Annotated in this window: 15 protein-coding genes; 3 read left to right on the top strand and 12 right to left on the bottom strand. The window is 66.1% G+C overall.

Features of this window, described 5'->3' with window-relative positions; genetic code table 11:
• The first annotated feature begins 2 nt into the window (after positions 1-2).
• Positions 3-869, top strand: coding sequence for a carboxylating nicotinate-nucleotide diphosphorylase (gene nadC, locus BJD99_RS09510; protein WP_084346590.1), 867 nt, complete (start codon positions 3-5; stop codon positions 867-869).
• A 12-nt stretch (positions 870-881) separates the two neighbouring features.
• Positions 882-1253 (top strand): RNA-binding S4 domain-containing protein, encoded by a 372-nt coding sequence (locus BJD99_RS09505; protein WP_084346750.1) that lies wholly within the window; start codon positions 882-884, stop codon positions 1251-1253.
• 388 nt (positions 1254-1641) lie between these two features.
• Here the strand turns inward: BJD99_RS09505 and BJD99_RS09500 are convergent, their stop codons facing one another.
• Entirely contained in the window at positions 1642-3210 is a 1569-nt protein-coding gene (locus BJD99_RS09500) for an ABC transporter substrate-binding protein (RefSeq protein WP_256895569.1), read from the bottom strand.
• A gap of 465 nt (positions 3211-3675) precedes the next feature.
• Between BJD99_RS09500 and BJD99_RS09495 the strand changes: the two genes are divergently transcribed.
• Positions 3676-4599 (top strand): 3-oxoacyl-ACP reductase, encoded by a 924-nt coding sequence (locus BJD99_RS09495; protein ID WP_084346588.1) that lies wholly within the window; start codon positions 3676-3678, stop codon positions 4597-4599.
• 195 nt (positions 4600-4794) lie between these two features.
• On the opposite strand, the gene BJD99_RS09490 is transcribed toward BJD99_RS09495, so the two are convergent.
• From BJD99_RS09490 to BJD99_RS09440, 11 genes are all read right to left on the bottom strand, one after another.
• Positions 4795-5604, bottom strand: coding sequence for an SDR family NAD(P)-dependent oxidoreductase (locus BJD99_RS09490; protein WP_084346587.1), 810 nt, complete (start codon positions 5602-5604; stop codon positions 4795-4797).
• Entirely contained in the window at positions 5601-6515 is a 915-nt protein-coding gene (locus BJD99_RS09485; RefSeq protein WP_084346586.1) for an NAD(P)-dependent oxidoreductase, read from the bottom strand. Before BJD99_RS09485 ends, BJD99_RS09490 begins: the two co-directional genes overlap by 4 nt.
• Positions 6516-6629: 114 nt before the next feature.
• Positions 6630-8321 (bottom strand): AMP-binding protein, encoded by a 1692-nt coding sequence (locus BJD99_RS09480; RefSeq protein WP_084346585.1) that lies wholly within the window; start codon positions 8319-8321, stop codon positions 6630-6632.
• Positions 8322-8415: 94 nt separating this feature from the next.
• On the bottom strand, positions 8416-9342 hold the full coding sequence (locus BJD99_RS09475; RefSeq protein WP_084346749.1) for an SDR family NAD(P)-dependent oxidoreductase: 927 nt from the start codon (positions 9340-9342) through the stop codon (positions 8416-8418).
• Between the two features lie 42 nt (positions 9343-9384).
• Positions 9385-10470, bottom strand: a complete 1086-nt coding sequence (locus BJD99_RS09470) for an NADP-dependent oxidoreductase (RefSeq protein ID WP_084346584.1) — start codon at positions 10468-10470, stop codon at positions 9385-9387.
• Complete coding sequence (locus tag BJD99_RS09465) at positions 10467-11594, bottom strand: acyl-CoA dehydrogenase family protein (RefSeq protein ID WP_084346583.1); 1128 nt, start codon at positions 11592-11594, stop codon at positions 10467-10469. Before BJD99_RS09465 ends, BJD99_RS09470 begins: the two co-directional genes overlap by 4 nt.
• Before the next feature lies 1 nt (position 11595).
• Positions 11596-12825, bottom strand: a complete 1230-nt coding sequence (locus tag BJD99_RS09460) for an acyl-CoA dehydrogenase family protein (protein WP_084346582.1) — start codon at positions 12823-12825, stop codon at positions 11596-11598.
• Between the two features lie 62 nt (positions 12826-12887).
• Complete coding sequence (locus BJD99_RS09455) at positions 12888-15113, bottom strand: acyl-CoA dehydrogenase (protein ID WP_084346581.1); 2226 nt, start codon at positions 15111-15113, stop codon at positions 12888-12890.
• Positions 15114-15123: 10 nt separating this feature from the next.
• Positions 15124-16269: a steroid 3-ketoacyl-CoA thiolase gene (locus BJD99_RS09450; RefSeq protein WP_084346580.1), complete on the bottom strand. Its 1146-nt coding sequence runs from the start codon at positions 16267-16269 to the stop codon at positions 15124-15126.
• Positions 16266-17156 (bottom strand): SDR family oxidoreductase, encoded by an 891-nt coding sequence (locus BJD99_RS09445; protein WP_084346579.1) that lies wholly within the window; start codon positions 17154-17156, stop codon positions 16266-16268. The genes BJD99_RS09450 and BJD99_RS09445 overlap by 4 nt, the downstream gene beginning before the upstream one ends.
• On the bottom strand, positions 17157-18371 hold the full coding sequence (locus BJD99_RS09440) for a DegT/DnrJ/EryC1/StrS aminotransferase family protein (RefSeq protein ID WP_084346578.1): 1215 nt from the start codon (positions 18369-18371) through the stop codon (positions 17157-17159).
• Between the last annotated feature and the right edge of the window lie 21 nt (positions 18372-18392).

The raw sequence follows: 18392 nt of genomic DNA, 5'->3' as shown, positions 1-18392 counted from the left end.
CAGTGAGTGCACTGACCGATCAGGGACTCGACCCACACGAGGTGCGTGCACTCATTCGAACCGCCCTCGACGAGGACCTGCGCTACGGGCCGGACGTGACGACTATCGCAACGGTCCCCGCCGACGCCATCGCGTCGGCATCCGTCGTCGCCCGCCAGGCAGGGACTGTGGCCGGGATCGACGTAGGGCTGCTCGTCCTGGACGAGGTCATCGGTGAAGGGGCATACGAGGTTGTCGATCGAGTTGCAGACGGAACCGAAGTCGAAGCCGGACAGTCGATTCTGAGCCTGACAGCGCCGACGCGTTCGCTGTTGACAGCGGAACGGACGATGCTGAATTTGATGTGCCATCTGTCCGGCATCGCCACCACCACCGCGGCATGGGTTGCCGAAGTCGCCGACAGTGATGCGAAGATCCGTGACAGCCGCAAGACCTTGCCTGGTCTTCGTGCGCTGCAGAAGTACGCCGTCCGCGCCGGAGGAGGAGTGAACCATCGCATGGGTCTCGGTGACGCTGCGCTGATCAAGGACAACCATGTGGCCGCTGCCGGCTCGATAGTCGCCGCTTTGCGGGCAGTTCGCGCTGCCGCACCCCATATCGCCTGCGAAGTCGAAATCGACAGCCTCGAGCAGCTCGACGAGGTACTCGCCGAGGGAGTCGAATTGGTGCTGCTCGACAACTTCGCGCTGTGGCAGACCCAGATGGCGGTCCAGCGACGCGTGAAACTCTCACCGCACACCAAGCTCGAGTCCTCGGGTGGACTGACATTGGATGTGGCGCACGACTACGCGAAGACCGGTGTCGATTTCCTTGCGGTCGGGGGTCTCACTCATTCGGTGACTGTTCTCGACCTCGGGCTCGACATGTAGGTTGTGTTGTCGATGGTCGAAACACAGAGTGTGCGGGTCGACAGTTGGGTCTGGGCTGTCCGGCTGTTCAAGACACGGTCGGCTGCTGCGGCAGCCTGCCGATCCGGTCATGTCCGCGTCAACGGCACCCCGGCCAAGGCCGGGCAACGTATCGGTCCCGACGACGAGATCCGCTTGCGTGTCGACGGCGCGGAGAAGATCGTCGTCGTCACGCGAGCAATCGCCAAACGTGTCGGTGCCGGTGTCGTGGCGGAATGCATGATCGATCGCAGCCCACCGCCACCGCCGAAGGAAGTTCTCGCCTCGCAACCGCGGCGAGACCGCGGTGCAGGACGGCCCACGAAACGCGAAAGACGCGACCTCGACAAGCTCCGAGGTATGTGAGCCGAACTATTTGGTTGTCGACGAAACGGCACCAGAACGTGGAGGTCCGGGCACAGGACGTCCACAACGTTTACGTCGGTTCGACACGATCGAAGCCAATCCGACTTGTGCGTCGTGTGGGAATGACGGCCCCGTAAACGGGCCGCGCCCTGAGTAAGATCGCTGGGGTGGTTCGGGTAGCGCAGCACCGAGCGCTGAACAATCTGCGGTCGGAGTTGGCCAACTTCTCTTTGCTGTGTGCATGACCTGTGATCGCCGGGGTAAGTGAACACCCTTTTTGCCGAGTGAACCCCCAAGCTCTTTCGAGAGCAAGGGGGTTCACTCGACAAAAAGGGTGTGCGGTCAGCGCGACAGCAGTCCCGAATTCGAGGCGTTCGCCTCGAGGCCCCTACTCGATCCAGGCCTGGTCGAGCAACATGATGGCGTCGAGTGACGGGACTACACCGTAGACGTTGTCGGTCCATGGCACGAAACTGTGACCGGCCGCGAGCGGCAGGAACGGAGCCGTCGAATTGACCTCCGTCTGCAGGTCGGCTAATGCCGCGCGCTTCGCATCGTCGTCCTTCGCTGTCTGGACATCACTCAGGATTTTGTCCATCGTCGGGTCGTCGACTCCGATGATGTTGTTACTCGAGGTGCTGTTCAAAGCGCTGTACAGGCGCGTGAACGGGGCTGGATCCGCGATGCTGTACGAGCCGGTGGAAATATCGAAGTCTTTGTCGACGTAAAGGCGCTTGACGACATCGGTGACCGATGCTCCGTATTCGATGGTCACGTCGATACCGACCGGCTGCAACATCGCCTGAATGGAAAGAGCCGTGGCCTGTCCGGACTGCGTCTGGGTTGTGAAGTACGTGATCTTCCCGTCGAAGCCGTCTGCTTTTGCCTCGTCGACGAGTGCCCTCGCCTTATCGGTATCCAGCGGCACAGGGGCGATGTCGTTGTGCCACTTGGACCAGGACTGGAACATCTCGGTGCCGGGCATGCCCTCACCGTTCTTGGCGCGCGTGTCGACGACGGTGGGGTCGATGGTCATCTGCATTGCTTTGCGCACCCGTACGTCGGCACCGGGACGGCCCTCGCGTTGGTTGATCTGCACAACGGAGTTGCCGAGGCTGACGGTCTCGAGGTACCCGGGCAGGGTGGCCATGGCAGTGTCCACGGCGTCGTCGTTGATGAGGAACGCCATCTGAATGCCCCCGCTGTTGAGTGCGTCGATCTTGGGCTGGTCATCCTTGATGGCTACGAACTTGAGGGTGTCCAAGTTCGGTTTGCCGTTCCAGTAGTCCTCGCGAGCTTGAAGCACCAGGTCGGCTCCGGGGGTGAGGCTCTCCATCGTGTATGCGCCGGCCCCGATCGGCTTGAACGTGCCGTCTGGCTGATCCGAGCCGGCAGCGACGACCATGCCGTGGCCGAACGCAAGCATGGAAGGGAACTCGGTCCAGGGCTGGTTCATCGTGTAGGTCACGGTGGAGGCGTCGGTGGCCTCGACGGACTTGACGCCGGCGGTGAACGCCTGGCTGTTGCCGCCACGATTCGTATTGAAGCGGTTGGTGCTGGCGACGACGGCTTCGGCGTCGAGCGGGGTGCCGTCGCTGAACTTGACGCCGTCACGGAGCTTCAAGGTCCAGACCGTCGAATCGTCGTTCGAGTCGAGTGATTTCGCCAGCTGCGGCTCGAAGGCTTCGGTGGTTGCGTCGTAGCGGACAAGTAGGTCGTAGACCGCCGCCATCTCGGTGCCGCCCGTGGAACCCGCGGGCTGGGTCTTGGCGGGATCGAGCGTGGAGACTGGGGAGTAGCCGGCGAAGCTCAGCGTGCCGCCCTCAACCGGATCGCCGCCCTTGCCTTGATCGCCGACAATGCCGATAGACCCGGGCGCGGACTGGGCGTCGGTCGAACCAGAGCCGTCGTTGTCGCTGTTACTCGTGCAGCCTACGAGTAACAGGCCGCTGGCCATGGTGGCGATGGCAATAGTGCCAAATCGTCGTTTGCCAGGAAATAGCATCGTGCTCCTCCAGCTTGTTCGGGGCGGTCCATCACGTGATTTCCACTTGATCAAGCGCTTGATTTTCTTGTAGCAGCAGAAGGCTACCAAAAACAGAGGGAGGCCGAGGGGTAAACGAAATCCTACGGATAGCATCCGGACGGAGGCGCGCGCACGGACTGATGACCGTCCGACTTCGGCATGAGTGGCTACGAGCAAACAGCTCTCAACTTCATCACCGCCGATGGCTACTATCGTCAAGATGAATGCCAACTGAACTTGCTGCGCCGCTGGATGGCACTGGGGCATCTCAGGACGTCGCCTACCGAAGCTTCGCCCCGGACAGGGTCGCGTAGACGCTAGGCCCCACGTTGCGGTTGGCCGTAAGACATAAGTGGCTCCGAGACCAATGGTCCATTACCAGCAAGAGGACAAAGCATGCAGAACATCGATCTTTCAGGCCGCTCTGCCATCATTACCGGGGCAGGTTCGGGCCTCGGCCGGGCCGAGGCATTGGGCCTGGCAGCACTGGGTGCAAGCGTCGTGGTCAATGACGTCGGCCCAGCGGGCGAAGCTGTAGCGCGCGAGATCGAGACATCGGGCGGTCGGGCCGTCGCTGTGCTCGGCGACGTCAGTGATTGGTCACTCGGAGAGCGACTCGTCGAGGCCGCGGTAACGAACTTCGGCAGCCTGGACATCGTGGTCAACAATGCTGGCATTACGCGCGACACGATGCTGTTCAACATGACCGAGAAGCAGTGGGACGATGTGATCGCCGTCCACTTGAAGGGACATGCATCGGTTTCCCGCGCCGCAGCTGTGCACTGGCGATCAGCCTCGAAGGCGATCGGCGGACCGGTGTACGGCCGTGTGATCAACACTGCGTCGGAGGCGTTCCTTTTGGGTGGGGCCGGCCAAGCCAACTACGCTGCGGCCAAGGCTGGCATCGTTGCGTTGACGCTGTCGACCGCCCGTGGGCTATCGCGCTACGGGGTGACGGCGAACGCGATTTGCCCGCGCGCTCGCACCGAGATGACGGCCGCAGTCTTCGGCGAGGGCACGGAACGCGACGGTCTGGACATCATGGCCCCCGAGCGGGTCGCCACGTGCGTCTCGTTCCTCGCCGCCCCGGCCGCGGAGAAGGTCAACGGCCAGGTCTTCATCGTCTACGGCGACATGGTCGCGCTTATGGCACCACCTGTCGTACAGGAGAAGTTCGTGGCTGCGAACGGGAGTTTCTCGGTGGCTGAATTGGCAGAGCAAGTCGTCCCGTACATAGAGGATCTTCCGGAGGGACAGAGCTACGCGGCGACCAGCATCAACGCGTTGGATACCACTGGAGCGATCGCAGGGGGCCAGTAGCACGGGCGACCAGTGCAGTCGGCCTTTCGGCAGGCAGTATCCGCCACCTCGAAGCGACTTGCAGCAAGAGTTGATCGACCCATCACCATCGTGGTTGGTGGTGATGGGTCGATCGGGTGGACTCTCACGTTGGCAATTGCTACGCGAACAGCGAACGACTCCCGCCGCTGCCGTCGACGGAACCAGCTCCTGGGTTCAGGGATTCAGGGGTCGATTGGTCCATGTCCCGTTCGGCCGCGCGAACCACCCACCAGCGGCATCGCTGCCTCCATCGACGTGCACGGTGGTGCCGGTGACGTACCGGGACATCTCCGAGGCCAGAAACAGCGCCGGCCCCGCCACGTCGTGCGGGGTACCCGGGCCGCCCAGTGGGGCCCACCGGGGCCAGTGGTGCCGATCCTGTTCGGCGACCAAATTCGTGTAGGGCACCTGCGGGGTTTCGATGAGGTCGGGCGCAATGTTGTTGACCCGGATGCCATGAGGACCCACCTCCAGTGCGAGGCTGCGTGTGAAGTGCCGCAGCGCCGCCTTGTAGGTGGCGTACACGGTGTGGCCGGGGATACCGCGGTGTGCTTCGACGGTGGTCAGGTTGATGATGGACCCGCCTCGTTCACGCTCGATCATGCCCGGCAGTACCGCGTGCGTAGCGCGCATGGCGTGGCCGAGGTTGATCTCTCCGAGTTGGACCCACTCGCTGGGGTCGGCCTCGACGAAGGTGATCGGGGGCCGCAGGAAGTGGCCGACGTTGTTGACGAGGATGTCCGGCTGATGCGCAGCGAGATCGAGCGCCACGGCCGGGTCGGTGGCGTCCGCGATGACGGCCGTGATGGCGGGCACCTCGCGGGCCAATGCGGCAGCCGCCACATCGTTGTCGACCACCACCACCGCAGCCCCGTGCGCTGCGAACAGCCGGCTGATTGCGGCCCCGATTCCCTGTGCCCCGCCGGTGACGATGGCCGACTTGCCGATGAGCAGCTGCCCGAGCAGCGCGTCGGTGTCGGTCATGCCAGGCCGGCGCGGGTCTGGGCGACCATCTCTGCGATCGCGCGGGGCGCGTCGCCCTGGGTGTAGCCCAGTGCCGCGGTCTGGGCCGGATCCGTCTCGTAGGAGATCGTGTTGCCGCGGCCCTGCACGATGAACGCGTCGGGGAGCATCGGGTGCTCCTCATCGCGCGCGACGAGCGTGATGGTGCTGCCCGCCGCGTCGAAAATCATCTGGAAGTACTCGCGGAAGGCGAGGTTCGCGTCGCCCAGCAGATACGCCGTGCCGGTCTCGGCGTTGCGCAGCGCACCCCCGACCGCCTCGGCGAGTGAGCGCACCGACATGTAGTTGGTGCCGCCCGCGGGGGTGAAGTTCGGGATCTCCGGCTTTTTGCCGTCGGCCCAATCGAGGAATCGGCCGATGCGTGCCATCGAGGGGCCGGGGGTTACGCCGAGGATGTTGGGCGCGTTGAGGGTGGAGACGGTGAACTGGTCGTCGCCGAGAGCTCGAGCGCGCTCATCGGCCAGCGCGCGGGCGCGGACGTAGTCGTCGGTCTCGACCAGCTCCGGCAGGACCTGGTGGTAGTAGCTTCCGAGTTGGACGAAGTTCGGGACGCCCGCCTCCTTGGCCAGCGCGGCGAACCGCGGCACGCCACCGATCTGCATCTTCTCCCAGAACTCGGCCCGGTCGGTGTCTGCGGGGATGTGTCGGATGTCGTTGCCCGCGGCGAAGACGATTCCCTCGAACGGGGCCAGGTCCGAGGTGTTGAAACCTCCCTCGCTGTAGTCGCCGAGCAGGACGGGGAACTCGTTGGCGACCGTGCCCGGCGCCGGCTCGTTGCGGGCGGCCACTGTCACGTCGTCGCCCTGCTCGCGCAGGTATGTGGCGGTGGCGGTGCCGATCATGCCGGTACCACCGATAATCAGTACCTTCATCAGTCTCCTTGGATTTTCAACGATTCGAGGCCACTGGGCGGCCAGTGCTGTTTGTCGGGTTCGCTTGTCGAGGGGGGAGTGGTCCGACGATGAACCCTCTGAACTAGGACTGTGTCAGTTCGTTGCTGGTGTGGCTTCGGGTAGGTGGGCAGGCAAGAGTGCGGCGCGGCCGTGGCTGAGGAAATCGGCCTCGATCGCTGCCCGCTGAACGTCATCGAGTTTGCCGTAGGAGCTGGTCTTGCCGACCCGGATATAGATGGGGTCGGGGGTGTTCCACGCGGCACTACGAAGCGGTGCCTTGTTGACCTTGCCGCTGCCGGTCAACGGGATCTGGTCGATCACCCGCACATAGGTGGGCCACCACTTGGCACCCATCTCCGGCTGCTCAGCGAGAAACGCTCCGAAGTCCGCGGCATCGAACTGCTCGCCCGCGGCCATCTCCACTGCGCACATCACTTGATCGCCCGTGCTGGGGTCGGGCACCGCGAATACGGGTGCCGCAGCAACGCCGGGGACGCGCTGGAGCACTCGCTCCACTGGTGCTGCGGAGAAGTTCTCGCTATCGACCCGTAGCCAATCCGAGGACCGTCCGGCGAAGTAGAAGTACCCCGCCGCGTCTCGGTAGCCCAGGTCGCCGGACCAGAAATCCTCGCCTCGGACGCGGTCGCTCATCGCCTCGGGGTTTTTGTAGTAGCCCTCGAATGTGTGGGCAAGGCCAACGGCGACCATCTGGCCTACCGCCGCGGGATTGGTGAGCCGGCCGCTCGTGTCGAACTCCGCCCGTGGGCACTCCTCCCCGGTCTGCTCATCGAGCACCCGGATGTCGAGGTCGCCTTGAGGCCTACCCAAAGAATAGGCCGGGGAATCGGGGGTGCGACCAAGGCGGAACACTCCTTCGCTGAGCCCGTAGCCCTCCATGACCTCGCAACCGAACCGCTCGGTGAAGCGTGCGACATCAGCTTCCGAGGCCTCGGTGCCGAAGGCAAGCTCGAGGGTGCCCGTCCGGTCGCGGGGATTCTCCGGCTGGCTGAGGACGTAGGACAGTGCCCGACCGACGTAGTTGACGTAGGTCGCCCCGAAGCGGTGGATATCGTCGGCGAACCTGCTGGCGGAGAACTTCCTGGTCATGCCCACCGTCGCGCCGACTCGCATGGCGACGGCGAGGTTCATCATCACGGCGTTGCCGTGGAAAAGTGGCATGCACAAGTAGGTGACCGAATCCCTGCGCATCGATACCCGGTCGACGAGTACCTCGGCCAGACGGCCCAGTCTGCCCTGGCCGACGATGACAGCTTTGGGTGCGCCGGTCGAGCCTGAGCTGAACAGGAGCAATGCCAGCTGATCCGGCGTCGTGATGGATTCGGGCAGGCCTGCGCCCCGGTACGGGGCCAGCGTCTCCAGGTACGACGGCTGGTCGACATTGAGGACCAGCTCCGGCGGTACGCCGTGGCCGGTGCCCTCCACCAGGTGTGCGAGCTTGTCCTCGGTGATGATGATGTCTACGTCGGCGTGCTGGATGTCGTGCGCCAACTCGGGCCCGCTGCGGCTGGCGTTGATGCCGACGACGGCCGCGCCGGCGAGCGGCCCCGCGGTGAGCCAGAAGACGAAGTCCGGCACGTTCTCCAGGAGCACGCCGATGTGGATTTGGCGGTCAGCCGGCGCGGGCGAGACGAGACCCACGAGGGCTGCTGCGCGGTCGGCGCCTTCCTGGATGACCTCGCGCCATGTCCAGGACTGGTTGTCGAACCGGAGCCCGACCTTGTCGTCCTCGGCGCGCAGCCGGACGATTTCGGTGAATGTTTCCAACGTGCACTCTCCAAAATGATTGTGGCGCTCGCCGCCAGGGATGGGGCGGCGCCAGATTGATCGAAGTTCTTCTGCGACTAGGGTCAGCTACCTGCTAGTTCTTCTCGAGCAGGCCCTCGGGGACGGAACCTGGGGGGTTGAAGTTCAGGTAGGGCAGCAAAAATCCCTCCTCGTCTAGGTCCGCGGGCTGCCAGCCCTCGAGCAGACCCGAGCCATCGACGGCCTGGACCGGGCGGCCGAATTCCTTGAGCAGCGGGAGGCTGTAGGCGACGCGGCCGGTGACCCGGTCCAGGTTCGAGCTGGCGAGCAGCAGTGCAGCCTCGGCCATCGTGTCCTCGGGCTCGGACGGCCAGCCAGGCACCGCGCCGGCCGCATGTTCGGTGGCGACGCCGCGGTTGGGGGCGAGCGAGCTCACCGCGATGTTGTCGTCGTAGAGCTCCATGGCGGAGCCGGTGCTGATGCGGTCGAGCATGGCCTTGGTGCCGCCGTAGAGCACGGAGCCTGCCAGCGGGTGGAAGGCGAAGGGCGGCCCGACGCGGGGGCCGGCCTGGCGCGAGGAGATGTTGACGACCCAGCCGGCTCCGCTCTCGCGCATGCCGGGGATCACGGCCTTCATCAGGTCCCAGGTATTCCACAGGTTGGTCTCGACGGAGTCCTGGAACCACTCGCGCGACATATCGGCGAACAGCGTGTCGTAGCGGCGGGCCGCGGCCACGTTGTTGACCAGGGCGTCCACCCGACGGCCGAACCTGTCCTCGATCTCCGCGATCAGGGCGATGCGGTCCAGGTTCGGGTTGCCGAGGTCGACGGCGAAAGCGGCGGCACTGCCGCCGCTGGCGGTGATCAACTCCACTGTCTCCTCGAGTGAGCCCTGCAGCGCGCCGTCGCCCGCCCGCAGGGTGCGGGAGACAGCGGCCACGGCGATGCCCTCGGCCGCGAAGCGCCGCGCGATGGCCCGGCCGATCCCGCGGCTGGCGCCGCTGACCAGCGCGAGGCCCGGCTTGTGATCCTGAGTTGTCACGATGTGCACACCTATCTCTCGGGGGTTGGTGAACAGATATCTCTAGAAGCTGTGTCGACTGCGCAGCGCGTCGGGGAGGGCGCCGACCTGGATCAGCTGCTTGCCCTGGTTGCGGCCCGTCAGGACGTCCGCGAGGGCACGTGGGGCGTTCTCGATGCCGGCGATCACATCCTCGCGATACCGCAGCCGGCCCGCTGCGATGTGGCCGAGGGCCAGCTCGCGGTAGACCGGGTATTCGTCGTAGTGGTCCTGCACCACGAATCCCTGAATTCGCAGGCGCTTGCGCAGTACGGGCCGCAGCGCGGGACCGTGCTCTGCCTCCGCGGCGTTGTACTCGCTGGCCATGCCGCAGATCACGACCTGGCCGAAGTCGTTGAGGCGCTCGAAGACGGGGTCGAAGGCGGGGCCGCCGACATTGTCGAAGTACAGGTCGATGCCGTCGGGGCACGCTCGGTCGAGGCCTTCCGTGATGGTCTCGGCGGACCGGTCGACGCAGTCCGCGTAGCCGAGTTCGCGCACCACATAGCCGGGCTTGTCCCCGCTGGCGATGCCCACGACACGGGCGCCAGCCAGCGCGGCCAGCTGGCCGGCCACCATGCCGACGGCGCCGCCGGCCGCGGAGACGAGCACCGTGGAGCCGGGCTGGACGGTGGCGGCGAACTTCAGTCCGCAGTAGGCCACGAATCCCGGCCGCCCCAATACGCCGAGCTCGGCAGCCAGCCGGAAGCCGGGGCCGGGGGTCAGCTTGTCCAGCAGGTCGCCGGCCACGGTGTGGTACGTCTGCCAAGAGTTGCCGCCGCGCACCAGGTCGCCAGGCCGGAATCGCGGGTCGCGCGACTCTACGACCTCTCCGACCAGGGCGCCGTCGAGCCCGCTGCGCGGCGGCACTACGCCGGCGAGCACGACATCGCCGACCCGAGCGACCTGGCCGAGGGGGCCAGGCCCGGAGTCTGCGGCGGGTAGCCGGCGGCGCGCGCTTGGGTCGATAGAGAGATAGCACGCCCGGAAGACGACGTCGCCGTCCCGGGGTGTGCTCATCTCCACTGGCTCGACGAGAAAATCCCCCGGCTGGGGGAGGCCCCGCGGTGCGCGCAGCACGCGCACCGCGAGGTTCTCGGGCCTGGTCACTCAGGCGAGCCGATCGACGCGCCCTTCTCCAACGCGTCGCCCAGCTCAGTGCCGATGGCGCCCGCGCTGCCGAGGCTGAACGCGATCTGCCGGCCCCACAGGAAGTAGCGGTGGATTGGGTAGCTGATGTCCGCGCCCATGCCGCCATGCAGGTGCTGGGTGGCGTGGACGGCGCGCAGGCCGCCCTTCGAGGCCCAGTACTTCGCGACGAGAGCCGCGGCCTCCGCCTCGTCCTCCTTGCCGAGGTCCATCAGCCAGGCGGCGCGCTGGGTCGTGAGCCGGATGCTCTCGGTGTCGAGATAAGCATCAGCGGCGCGCACGGCGACGGCCTGGTTCGTCGAAAGCGGACGACCGAACTGGACACGCTGCGAGGTGTAGGCCGCGGTCTGCGCGAGCGCCTCCGAGCACACACCAATGGCGATCGACGCGAGTGCGACCCGTGCGCGGCGGACCGTCCACGCCAGGATCTGCGCGCCGTCGCCGGGAAGAACGTCGCCGGCGGCCACGGAGACGCCGTCGAAGCTCACCGCTGCGCTGCTCTCGTAGCTGGTGACGCTGAGCGGGGTGCGGGCCAGGCCGTCGGCGTCGGTGCGCACCAGCACGACGGCGACGCCGCCGTCGGGTAGTCGGACCGGCGCCAGCAGCGCGGCGGCCACATCGGCGGCGGGCACGGACGCGATTTCACCGTGTAGGCGCCAGCCTTCACCATCGGCCTCGGCGCGCACGGGGACGTCGTATCCGAAACCCGTCTCGAGCGCGCCGGTCACGATGTGTGAGCCGTCGATCAGACCCGGCAGCCAGGCCGAGATCTGCTCGGGGCTACCGAACTCGGCAATGGGCAGCGCCGCGCCGGCGATCGAAGACCAGAGGGGCACGGACGCCACGCGGCGACCCTGCTGCTCCAGCACGGCCATCAGCCCGAGCATGCCCAGGCCGGCGCCGCCGGCTTCTTCGGGCAACGCGATGCCCAGTAAGTCGGAGTCCGCAAGGCTCTTCCACAACTTGGCGTCATGGCCGCCGCTCTGCTCCACCGTCCGCAGGTGCGTCACATCGGACTGGGCGGAGAAGATCTGGTCTGCCAGGCCGCGGACGTCGGACAATTCGTCATTGAATTCGAATTCCATGTTACTTCGCTCCCGTTGTCGTCTTGGTGGCGTCGGTCTTGGCGGCGTCAGGGCGGCGACGCGCACCCATCGTCATACCGAGGGTCTTGCCCGCGACGATCTCCCGCATGACCTCGTTGGTGCCGCCGCCGAAGGTGTTGTTCTGCGCACGCCGGCCGAGCTGCTCGACGCGGCCCTCGAGGGCCGCGCCCGGGGTGCCGGGGCGCAGCAGGCCCTTGGCACCAAGGACCTCCTGCAGCATGCCGTAGGCGCTGACGACGCCCTCGGTACCGAAGATCTTGGCGGCCGCGGAGTCGCCGCCGCCCAAGGTGTTCGAGGCTACGTCCGCAACGAGGCGCAGGTTCATCAGGTCCGCAGCGCTGAGCAGCGCGTACACCTCGGCCATCTTGTCGCGCACCCACGAGATATCGAAGACGACGCCCTCGCCGGCGGGCTCGGCTTTAGCCCACTCGAGCACCTCGGCGAACATCTCGTTGGCGATGCCGCCGCGCGCGGCCAGTGCCACCCGCTCGTGGTTGAGCTGGTTGGTTATAAGGCCCCAGCCCTGGTTCAGCTCACCTACCACGTTGGACAGCGGCACTCGCACGTCCTCGTAGTAAGTGGCGGAGGTGCTGATGCCGCCGACGGTGTGGATCTCGGTGACCGAGAACCCGGGTGCGCTGGTGGGGACAAGCACCACGGAGATGCCCTTGTGTCGGGGCGCGTCGGGGTCGGTTCGCACGGCCAGCCACACCCAGTCGGCGAACACTCCGGCACTGGTGTAGATCTTGTTGCCGTTGATGACCAGCTCGTCGCCCTCGACGCGCGCCCGGGTCTCCAGAGCCGCGAGGTCGGTGCCCGCGTTGGGCTCGGTGTAGCCGATCGCGAAGATGAGCTCGCCCGCCAGGATCGGTGGCAGGAAGAAGTCCTTCTGCTGCTGGGTGCCGTTCTTGATCAGCGCGGGGCCGACCGTGTTCAGAGTGACCAGCGACAGCGGGGCGTTCGCGCGCACGACCTCGTCGTAGAAGACGTAGAGCGCCTCGGGGTCCTCGCCCCGGCCGCCGAACTCCTCGGGCCAGCCGAGGCCGAGCCAGCCGTCGGCACCCATCTTGCGCAGAATGCGATCGAAGGTGGGTCCGCCCTCGGTCTGTGTGACCAGGTCGCGGCGGTCCTGTTCGTTGATGTTTTCGGCGAAGTACGCGCGCAGCTCCGCGCGGAGGGCCTTCGAGTTGTCGGACAAGTCCAAGTACATGTAGGTGTCTCCTGTTCAGGAATTTCTACGGAGTTTTCAAGGGGTTCATGAAGGGTGGGTCGTCAGCGTGGCAAACCCAGCACTCGTTGTGAGATCACGTTGAGCTGGATCTCCACGGTGCCGCCACCGAAGAGGACGGCGGGCAGACCGATGTGGTCGATCACGTGGTCGGCGTCCGGATCCAGGACCGCAGCCTGTGGGCCCAGCAGCCGCAGCAGTTCCCGCGAGCCCTCGCGCTGGGCGAGTGCGTTGTAGACCTTGGCGACGCTGATCTCCGCCCCCGGACTCTGACCGGAAAGCCGAGCCAACACGCCGCGCAGATTGAGCGCAGACAACGCGAGCTCGCGGCTCGTGCTGTAACCCAGGGCCCGCACGGCGTCCCCACGGGAGCAACTGTGCGCGCCCTTCGCCAAGACATCGCGGAAGCGGTTGCTCGAGCCATGGTCCAGGGCTCCGCCCATGCTCAGTCGCTCGTTCGAGAGTGTTGTCACCGCGAGGCGCCACCCTTTGCCCGGTTCGGAGACCAGGCACTCGTCGGGCACGAAGACTTCGTCGAGGAATACCTCGTTGAACTCGGAGAACCCGGTGGCCTGCCGAAGCGGACGCACATCGACACCGGTGCTGCGCATGTCGACCAGGAAGTACGAAATACCCTTGTGCTTGGGCGCATCCGGATCCGTCCGCGCCAGGCACACTCCCCAGTCGGCCTCGTGAGCCATCGAATTCCATACCTTCTGGCCCGAGAGAATCCAGCCGCCGTCGACTTTGCGGGCAGCGGTGGACAGCCCCGCAAGGTCCGAGCCCGCGCCGGGTTCGGAAAACAACTGACACCAGACGATCTCGCCACGCAGCGTCGAGTGAACGAACCTCTGCTGCTGCTCAGCGCTGCCGTACTCGAGGATCGTGGGCAAGACCCACTCACCGATCACGGTTGTCGGCTGCTTCAGCCCGCGCACCGCGAACTCCTGCGCGATGACGGCCTGCTGTTCCGGGCCTGCGCCGAGACCGAACGGCTTCGGGTAATGAGGCGCCACCAGGCCCGCGTCAGCGAGTAGAGCGCGCCGACTGCCACCACGCTCCGGCGCCCAGCCCTCGCTGCGCACAGCGTCGTCGGGCAGTGCGTCGAGTTGGTCGAGCACGGCGGCTACCTCTGCCCGGAGCGCGGGCAGGGTGTGCGCTCCGATGAAGGAGAAGTCCCGGGTCGTGGTGATCGCGAGTTCGCCGAGTCGCTTGGCCCACATCTGATCGGAACCGGCGAGGGTGGCCAGGCTGATCGCGCGACGCCAATACAGGTGCACATCGTGCTCCCAGGTGAAGCCGACCCCACCCAGAAGCGTTACACATTCGAGGGAGTTGTCGATGCCTGCCGCCAGCGCGGCGACCACCGCCTGCGCGGATACGAGCGCACGCTGGTCGGCATCGTGCTCCTGTGCGCGGGCGGCATCCCATGCCGCAGCACACGCCACCTCAGCCCGCACCAGCATCATCGCGGACTTGTGCTGGACGGCCTGGAAGGTGCCGATGGCCTGGCCGAACTGCTCACGGGTTTTCACGTAGTCGACGGCTGTCGAGAGCGTCCACGACGCGATACCACTCGCCTCGGCAGCAAACAGGGTGTTACGCACCCATTCTGCATCCGCATCAGTGATGTCACCCAGTACGTCGGCCTGCGCAACCTCGTACCCGTCGAGCGTGAGTACCCCGATGGCACGGGTCAGGTCGACGCCTTCCTCGGCGGTCACCGCAGCAGTCTCGCCCGACACCAGCCGGAACCATACCGACGAACCGTCGGAGTCGCGTGCGCGGACCAGCACGATCTCCGCACCGGGCAGACCCAGTGTGGGCTCGGACGCACCCTGCACGAGCCAGCCGCTGTCGGTGCGTTCAGCGGTCAATCCAGAGCCGAAGGCGGTCGCGCCCGTCGCGCCGCCCGCGAACTCCTCGAGCAACCCAACCGCAGCCCCCGCGTCGCCCACTGGGCCGAGGGCCCGCGTGAGGACGGCGCTGGTGATCACGGTCGGTAGGAATGGTCCCGGATAGAGGGCTTTTCCCAATTGCTCGACGACAACGGCCAACTCGGTGATACCGGCCCCGTCCCCGCCGCTCTGCTCGGGTAAGTGGATGGCATGCAGGCGCTGTTGCACCAGCTGATCCCACGTGTCCGGCCGCTCGCCGGCCGCAAGCCCGGCGGTGTTCGCGCGGCCGTGCGCGATGGCGTCGGCGCGCACGCCGAAAGCCGTCACCGAGTCGGCGAGGTGCCGATGTTCCTCTTCGAGTGCTAATGCCACGATGTGCCCCTCAGATCCGCTCGAGAATGAGCGCGGTTGTCGACGCGGAGGCACAGATGGCCACCATCGCCGTGGATGCGTCGCGGCGCTCGAGCTCGTCGAGTGCCGTCGCGAGCAGCCGGATGCCAGTCGCACCGGCGGGGTGACCGACCGCGATCGCGCCCCCGTTGACGTTCAGCCGGTCCTCGCTCACGCCGTGCACCTGGGCGAAGGACATCGGGACCGACGCGAAGGCCTCGTTGATTTCGAACAGGTCGATATCGGCGATGGTCATGCCACTGCGCTCGAGCACTTTGCGGCCTGCGTCGATCGGGCCGTCGAGTAAGTACTCCAGATCACCTCCGATGATGCACTGGGCAACAATCCGTGCCCTGGGTTTCACACCGAGGTCTCGAGCTCGGGCGGCGGACATCAGCAGGGCAGCGCTGGCACCGTCGGAGATCTGCGAGGAACTGCCCGCCGTATGCAAGCCACCATCGAGGACGGGTTGCAGGCGTGCCAGCCCCTCCAGGTTGGAATCGCGCAGACCTTGGTCGCGGGTGACGCGGACCGGCTTCTGACCCGGTTCGAGACTCGGGACCGTGACGGGGATGATCTGCGCATCGATCCGGCCCGCGTCCCATGCCGCCTTCGCGAGCTGCTGCGAGCGCAGACCGAACGCGTCGAGATCCTCTCGTGTGAACCCGCGGTTGCGGGCTATGCGGTCCGCACCCGTGTACTGGTCGGGATACTCGACCGACCAGGATTCGGGCCGCGGCGTGCCCAGGCCCGTGCCGACCTTGGCGGTCAGCGGTGCACGAGTCATCAGCTCTACTCCGCAGGCGACGCCCACATCCGTTGCGCCGACTGCGATTTGACCAGCCAGCAGCTGCACAGCGCGCTGCGCGGTGCTGCACTGGGCGTCGATTGTGGTCGCACCGGTATGCGGGGGTAGACCGGCGTGCAGCCATGAGGTGCGGGCGATATTGCCGTACTGCTCACCCAGAGGGGTGACGCAACCGCCGATGACCTCCTCGACGATCTCCGGATCGATCCCGGCGCGTTCGAGCACTCCGCGCTGCGCCAAGCCGAGCAGCTCGGCGGAGTGAATGGTTGACATCCAACCGTTGCGCTTGCCGAACGGGGTCCTGGCAAGGTCGACGATCACCGGTGTCATGACAGCTCCTCAATTTTGTCCAAGACGTTCCGTCGAGGCTCATCCGAGACGTTCCGTCCGGGGTTGTCCCAGGACTTACCGTCCAGCCCGCGGGTGGTCAGGTTCCACTGGTCGATGAGGTCCAAGCTCACGCACACTCGCCCCGTCACGTCGGCGGCGCAATCGCAGAGCGCGAGAACCCCCTCGACCATCTCCTCGATGGCCTCGACCTGATCTGGACGGATAGTGGCACCGACCAATGCGGTGGCGCCCTCGCTGAGCACGGCAGCACGCGGCTGGACGGTATTGACCCGCACGCCCGTGCCGTACAGCTCCGCGCCCAAGCCGTGCGTGATCCGGTTCAGGGCGGCTTTGGATGCGCCGTAGACCGCCATCGATGTGCCAGGGGGCACCAGGTCGAATGGCGGGCCCTCGTGGTGGCGGGCCGTTGCGCTGGAGACGTTGACGATCCAGCCCTCGCCGGCCTCGACCATCGACGGGGTCGCCGCCTGCATCAGGTCCAGCGGAGCGTGCACGTTCGCTTCGAACGTGAGTTGGCGCCGCCGCAGCGGGTAGTCCGCCAGCGGCTGGTAGATCGCCGCTGCCGCGTTGTTGACCAGAATGTCGATCGGGCCGCCGAGCAACTCGGCCGCCTTCGCGATCACCTGCGAGCGTTCCTCGGGGTCGGTCAGGTCGACGACGATCATCTCGACCCTGCGGCCGTATCGGCGCAGCCGTTCGGCGGTCTCCTCCAAGCTGCCGGGCAGGCGCCCGCCCGGACCGAGAGTGCGCGCGATGAGAACCACGTCGGCACCCTCGGCGGCAAGCCGCTCCGCGACGCCCGCGCCGATGCCTCGGCTGGCACCGGTGACGACCGCGCGTCGTCCCTCGAATCGCTTGCCCACCATTTACTCGAACTTCGAGGCGAAGCGGTGGATGCTCTGACCGATGCGGACTACCTCTTCATCGGTGAGACCGTGGCTCATGCCCAAGGTCATGCCGCGGGCGAAGACCTCGTCGGCCACCGGCAACCCCTCTGGGGGCTGACGGAACTCGATGTTGTTCATCATCGGGTGACGGGTGATGTTGCCGCTCCAGACGGTGCGGGTGTCGATGCCGTCGGCCTCGATGGCCTCCTGCATCTGGCTACGGGTGAAGGGTGCGTCGGCGTTGATCATCACCGGATAGCAGAGCCACGCGGTGTCCAGGCCTTCGAGCTCGACGGGCGTGGTGAAGAACTTCGGGAACGCGCTGTAGGCCTCGGTGTAGGCGGCCCAGGTTGCCTTGCGGGTCTTGTAGTTGTCGGCGAGCTTGTCCAGCTGCACGACGCCGTACGCGGCCCCCAGCTCGGAGGGCTCGAAATTCCACGGCATTACGGCGTCGAAAATGAAGTCGTTGTCGTAGTCGACACCGTCGAGCTGCTCACGGAAGACGCGACCGACATCCTTGCCGCTGCCGAACAGGTTCGGTTCGCTGCGTCGGCCCCAACGACGCAGGAGCAGCGCCTTGTCACGGCTGGCCTCGTCGTCGACCAGGACCATGCCGCCGGTGCCTGCGCACGTGATGATGTGCGCCATCGAGAAGCTGGTGACGCTGATGTCGGCGCGGGCGCCGGTGGGGGTGCCGCGGAGCGTCGGGCCGATGGCGTCGCAGCAATCCTCGATAATTTTGAGACCGTGGCGATCGGCGATTTCGCGGATCGCGTCCCAGTCGGGGCAGTTGCCGGCGAGATTCGGTAACAGGATGGCACCGGTCTTATCGGTGATCATCGCCTCGATCTTGCTGACGTCGATGTTGACCGTGTTGGGCTCCACGTCCACGAAGACGGGGATCATACCGGCGCGAACGATAGGCGCGATATCAGTGGAGAAGGTCAGGGGAGAGGTGATGATCTCGCTGCCCTTGGGCAGGTCCAGCAGTTCGACGGCGACATACAGGCCCGAGGAGCCCGAGTTGACCATCACGCCGAACTTCTTGCCGCTGAGTTCCGCGATACGTCGCTCCATCTCGGCAACGTTCTTGCCGATGCGCAGGCCCTGGTGGCCACTGCGCAGTACGTCGACAACTGCCTGGATCTCTTCCTCGCCGTGCGTTGCGCGGGCGTAGGTGATGCGGTCGGTCATGGGAAACTCCTAAAAGGCTGA

This window comes from Rhodococcus sp. 1163, assembly GCF_002091985.1.
GTDB lineage: Bacteria > Actinomycetota > Actinomycetes > Mycobacteriales > Mycobacteriaceae > Rhodococcoides.
This window is presented reverse-complemented; position numbering and strand designations above follow the sequence as displayed.

Excerpts from the sequence above, each read along its gene's own strand:
- BJD99_RS09495 (WP_084346588.1), top strand. The coding sequence starts at position 3,676 with ATGCAGAACATCGATCTTTCAGGCCGCTCTGCCATCATTACCGGGGCA.
- BJD99_RS09445 (WP_084346579.1), bottom strand. The coding sequence starts at position 17,156 with ATGGTGGGCAAGCGATTCGAGGGACGACGCGCGGTCGTCACCGGTGCC.
- BJD99_RS09505 (WP_084346750.1), top strand. The coding sequence starts at position 882 with ATGGTCGAAACACAGAGTGTGCGGGTCGACAGTTGGGTCTGGGCTGTC.
- BJD99_RS09490 (WP_084346587.1), bottom strand. The coding sequence starts at position 5,604 with ATGACCGACACCGACGCGCTGCTCGGGCAGCTGCTCATCGGCAAGTCG.
- BJD99_RS09465 (WP_084346583.1), bottom strand. The coding sequence starts at position 11,594 with ATGGAATTCGAATTCAATGACGAATTGTCCGACGTCCGCGGCCTGGCA.
- BJD99_RS09440 (WP_084346578.1), bottom strand. The coding sequence starts at position 18,371 with ATGACCGACCGCATCACCTACGCCCGCGCAACGCACGGCGAGGAAGAG.
- BJD99_RS09500 (WP_256895569.1), bottom strand. The coding sequence starts at position 3,210 with ATGGCCAGCGGCCTGTTACTCGTAGGCTGCACGAGTAACAGCGACAAC.
- BJD99_RS09450 (WP_084346580.1), bottom strand. The coding sequence starts at position 16,269 with ATGACACCGGTGATCGTCGACCTTGCCAGGACCCCGTTCGGCAAGCGC.
- BJD99_RS09460 (WP_084346582.1), bottom strand. The coding sequence starts at position 12,825 with ATGTACTTGGACTTGTCCGACAACTCGAAGGCCCTCCGCGCGGAGCTG.
- BJD99_RS09485 (WP_084346586.1), bottom strand. The coding sequence starts at position 6,515 with ATGAAGGTACTGATTATCGGTGGTACCGGCATGATCGGCACCGCCACC.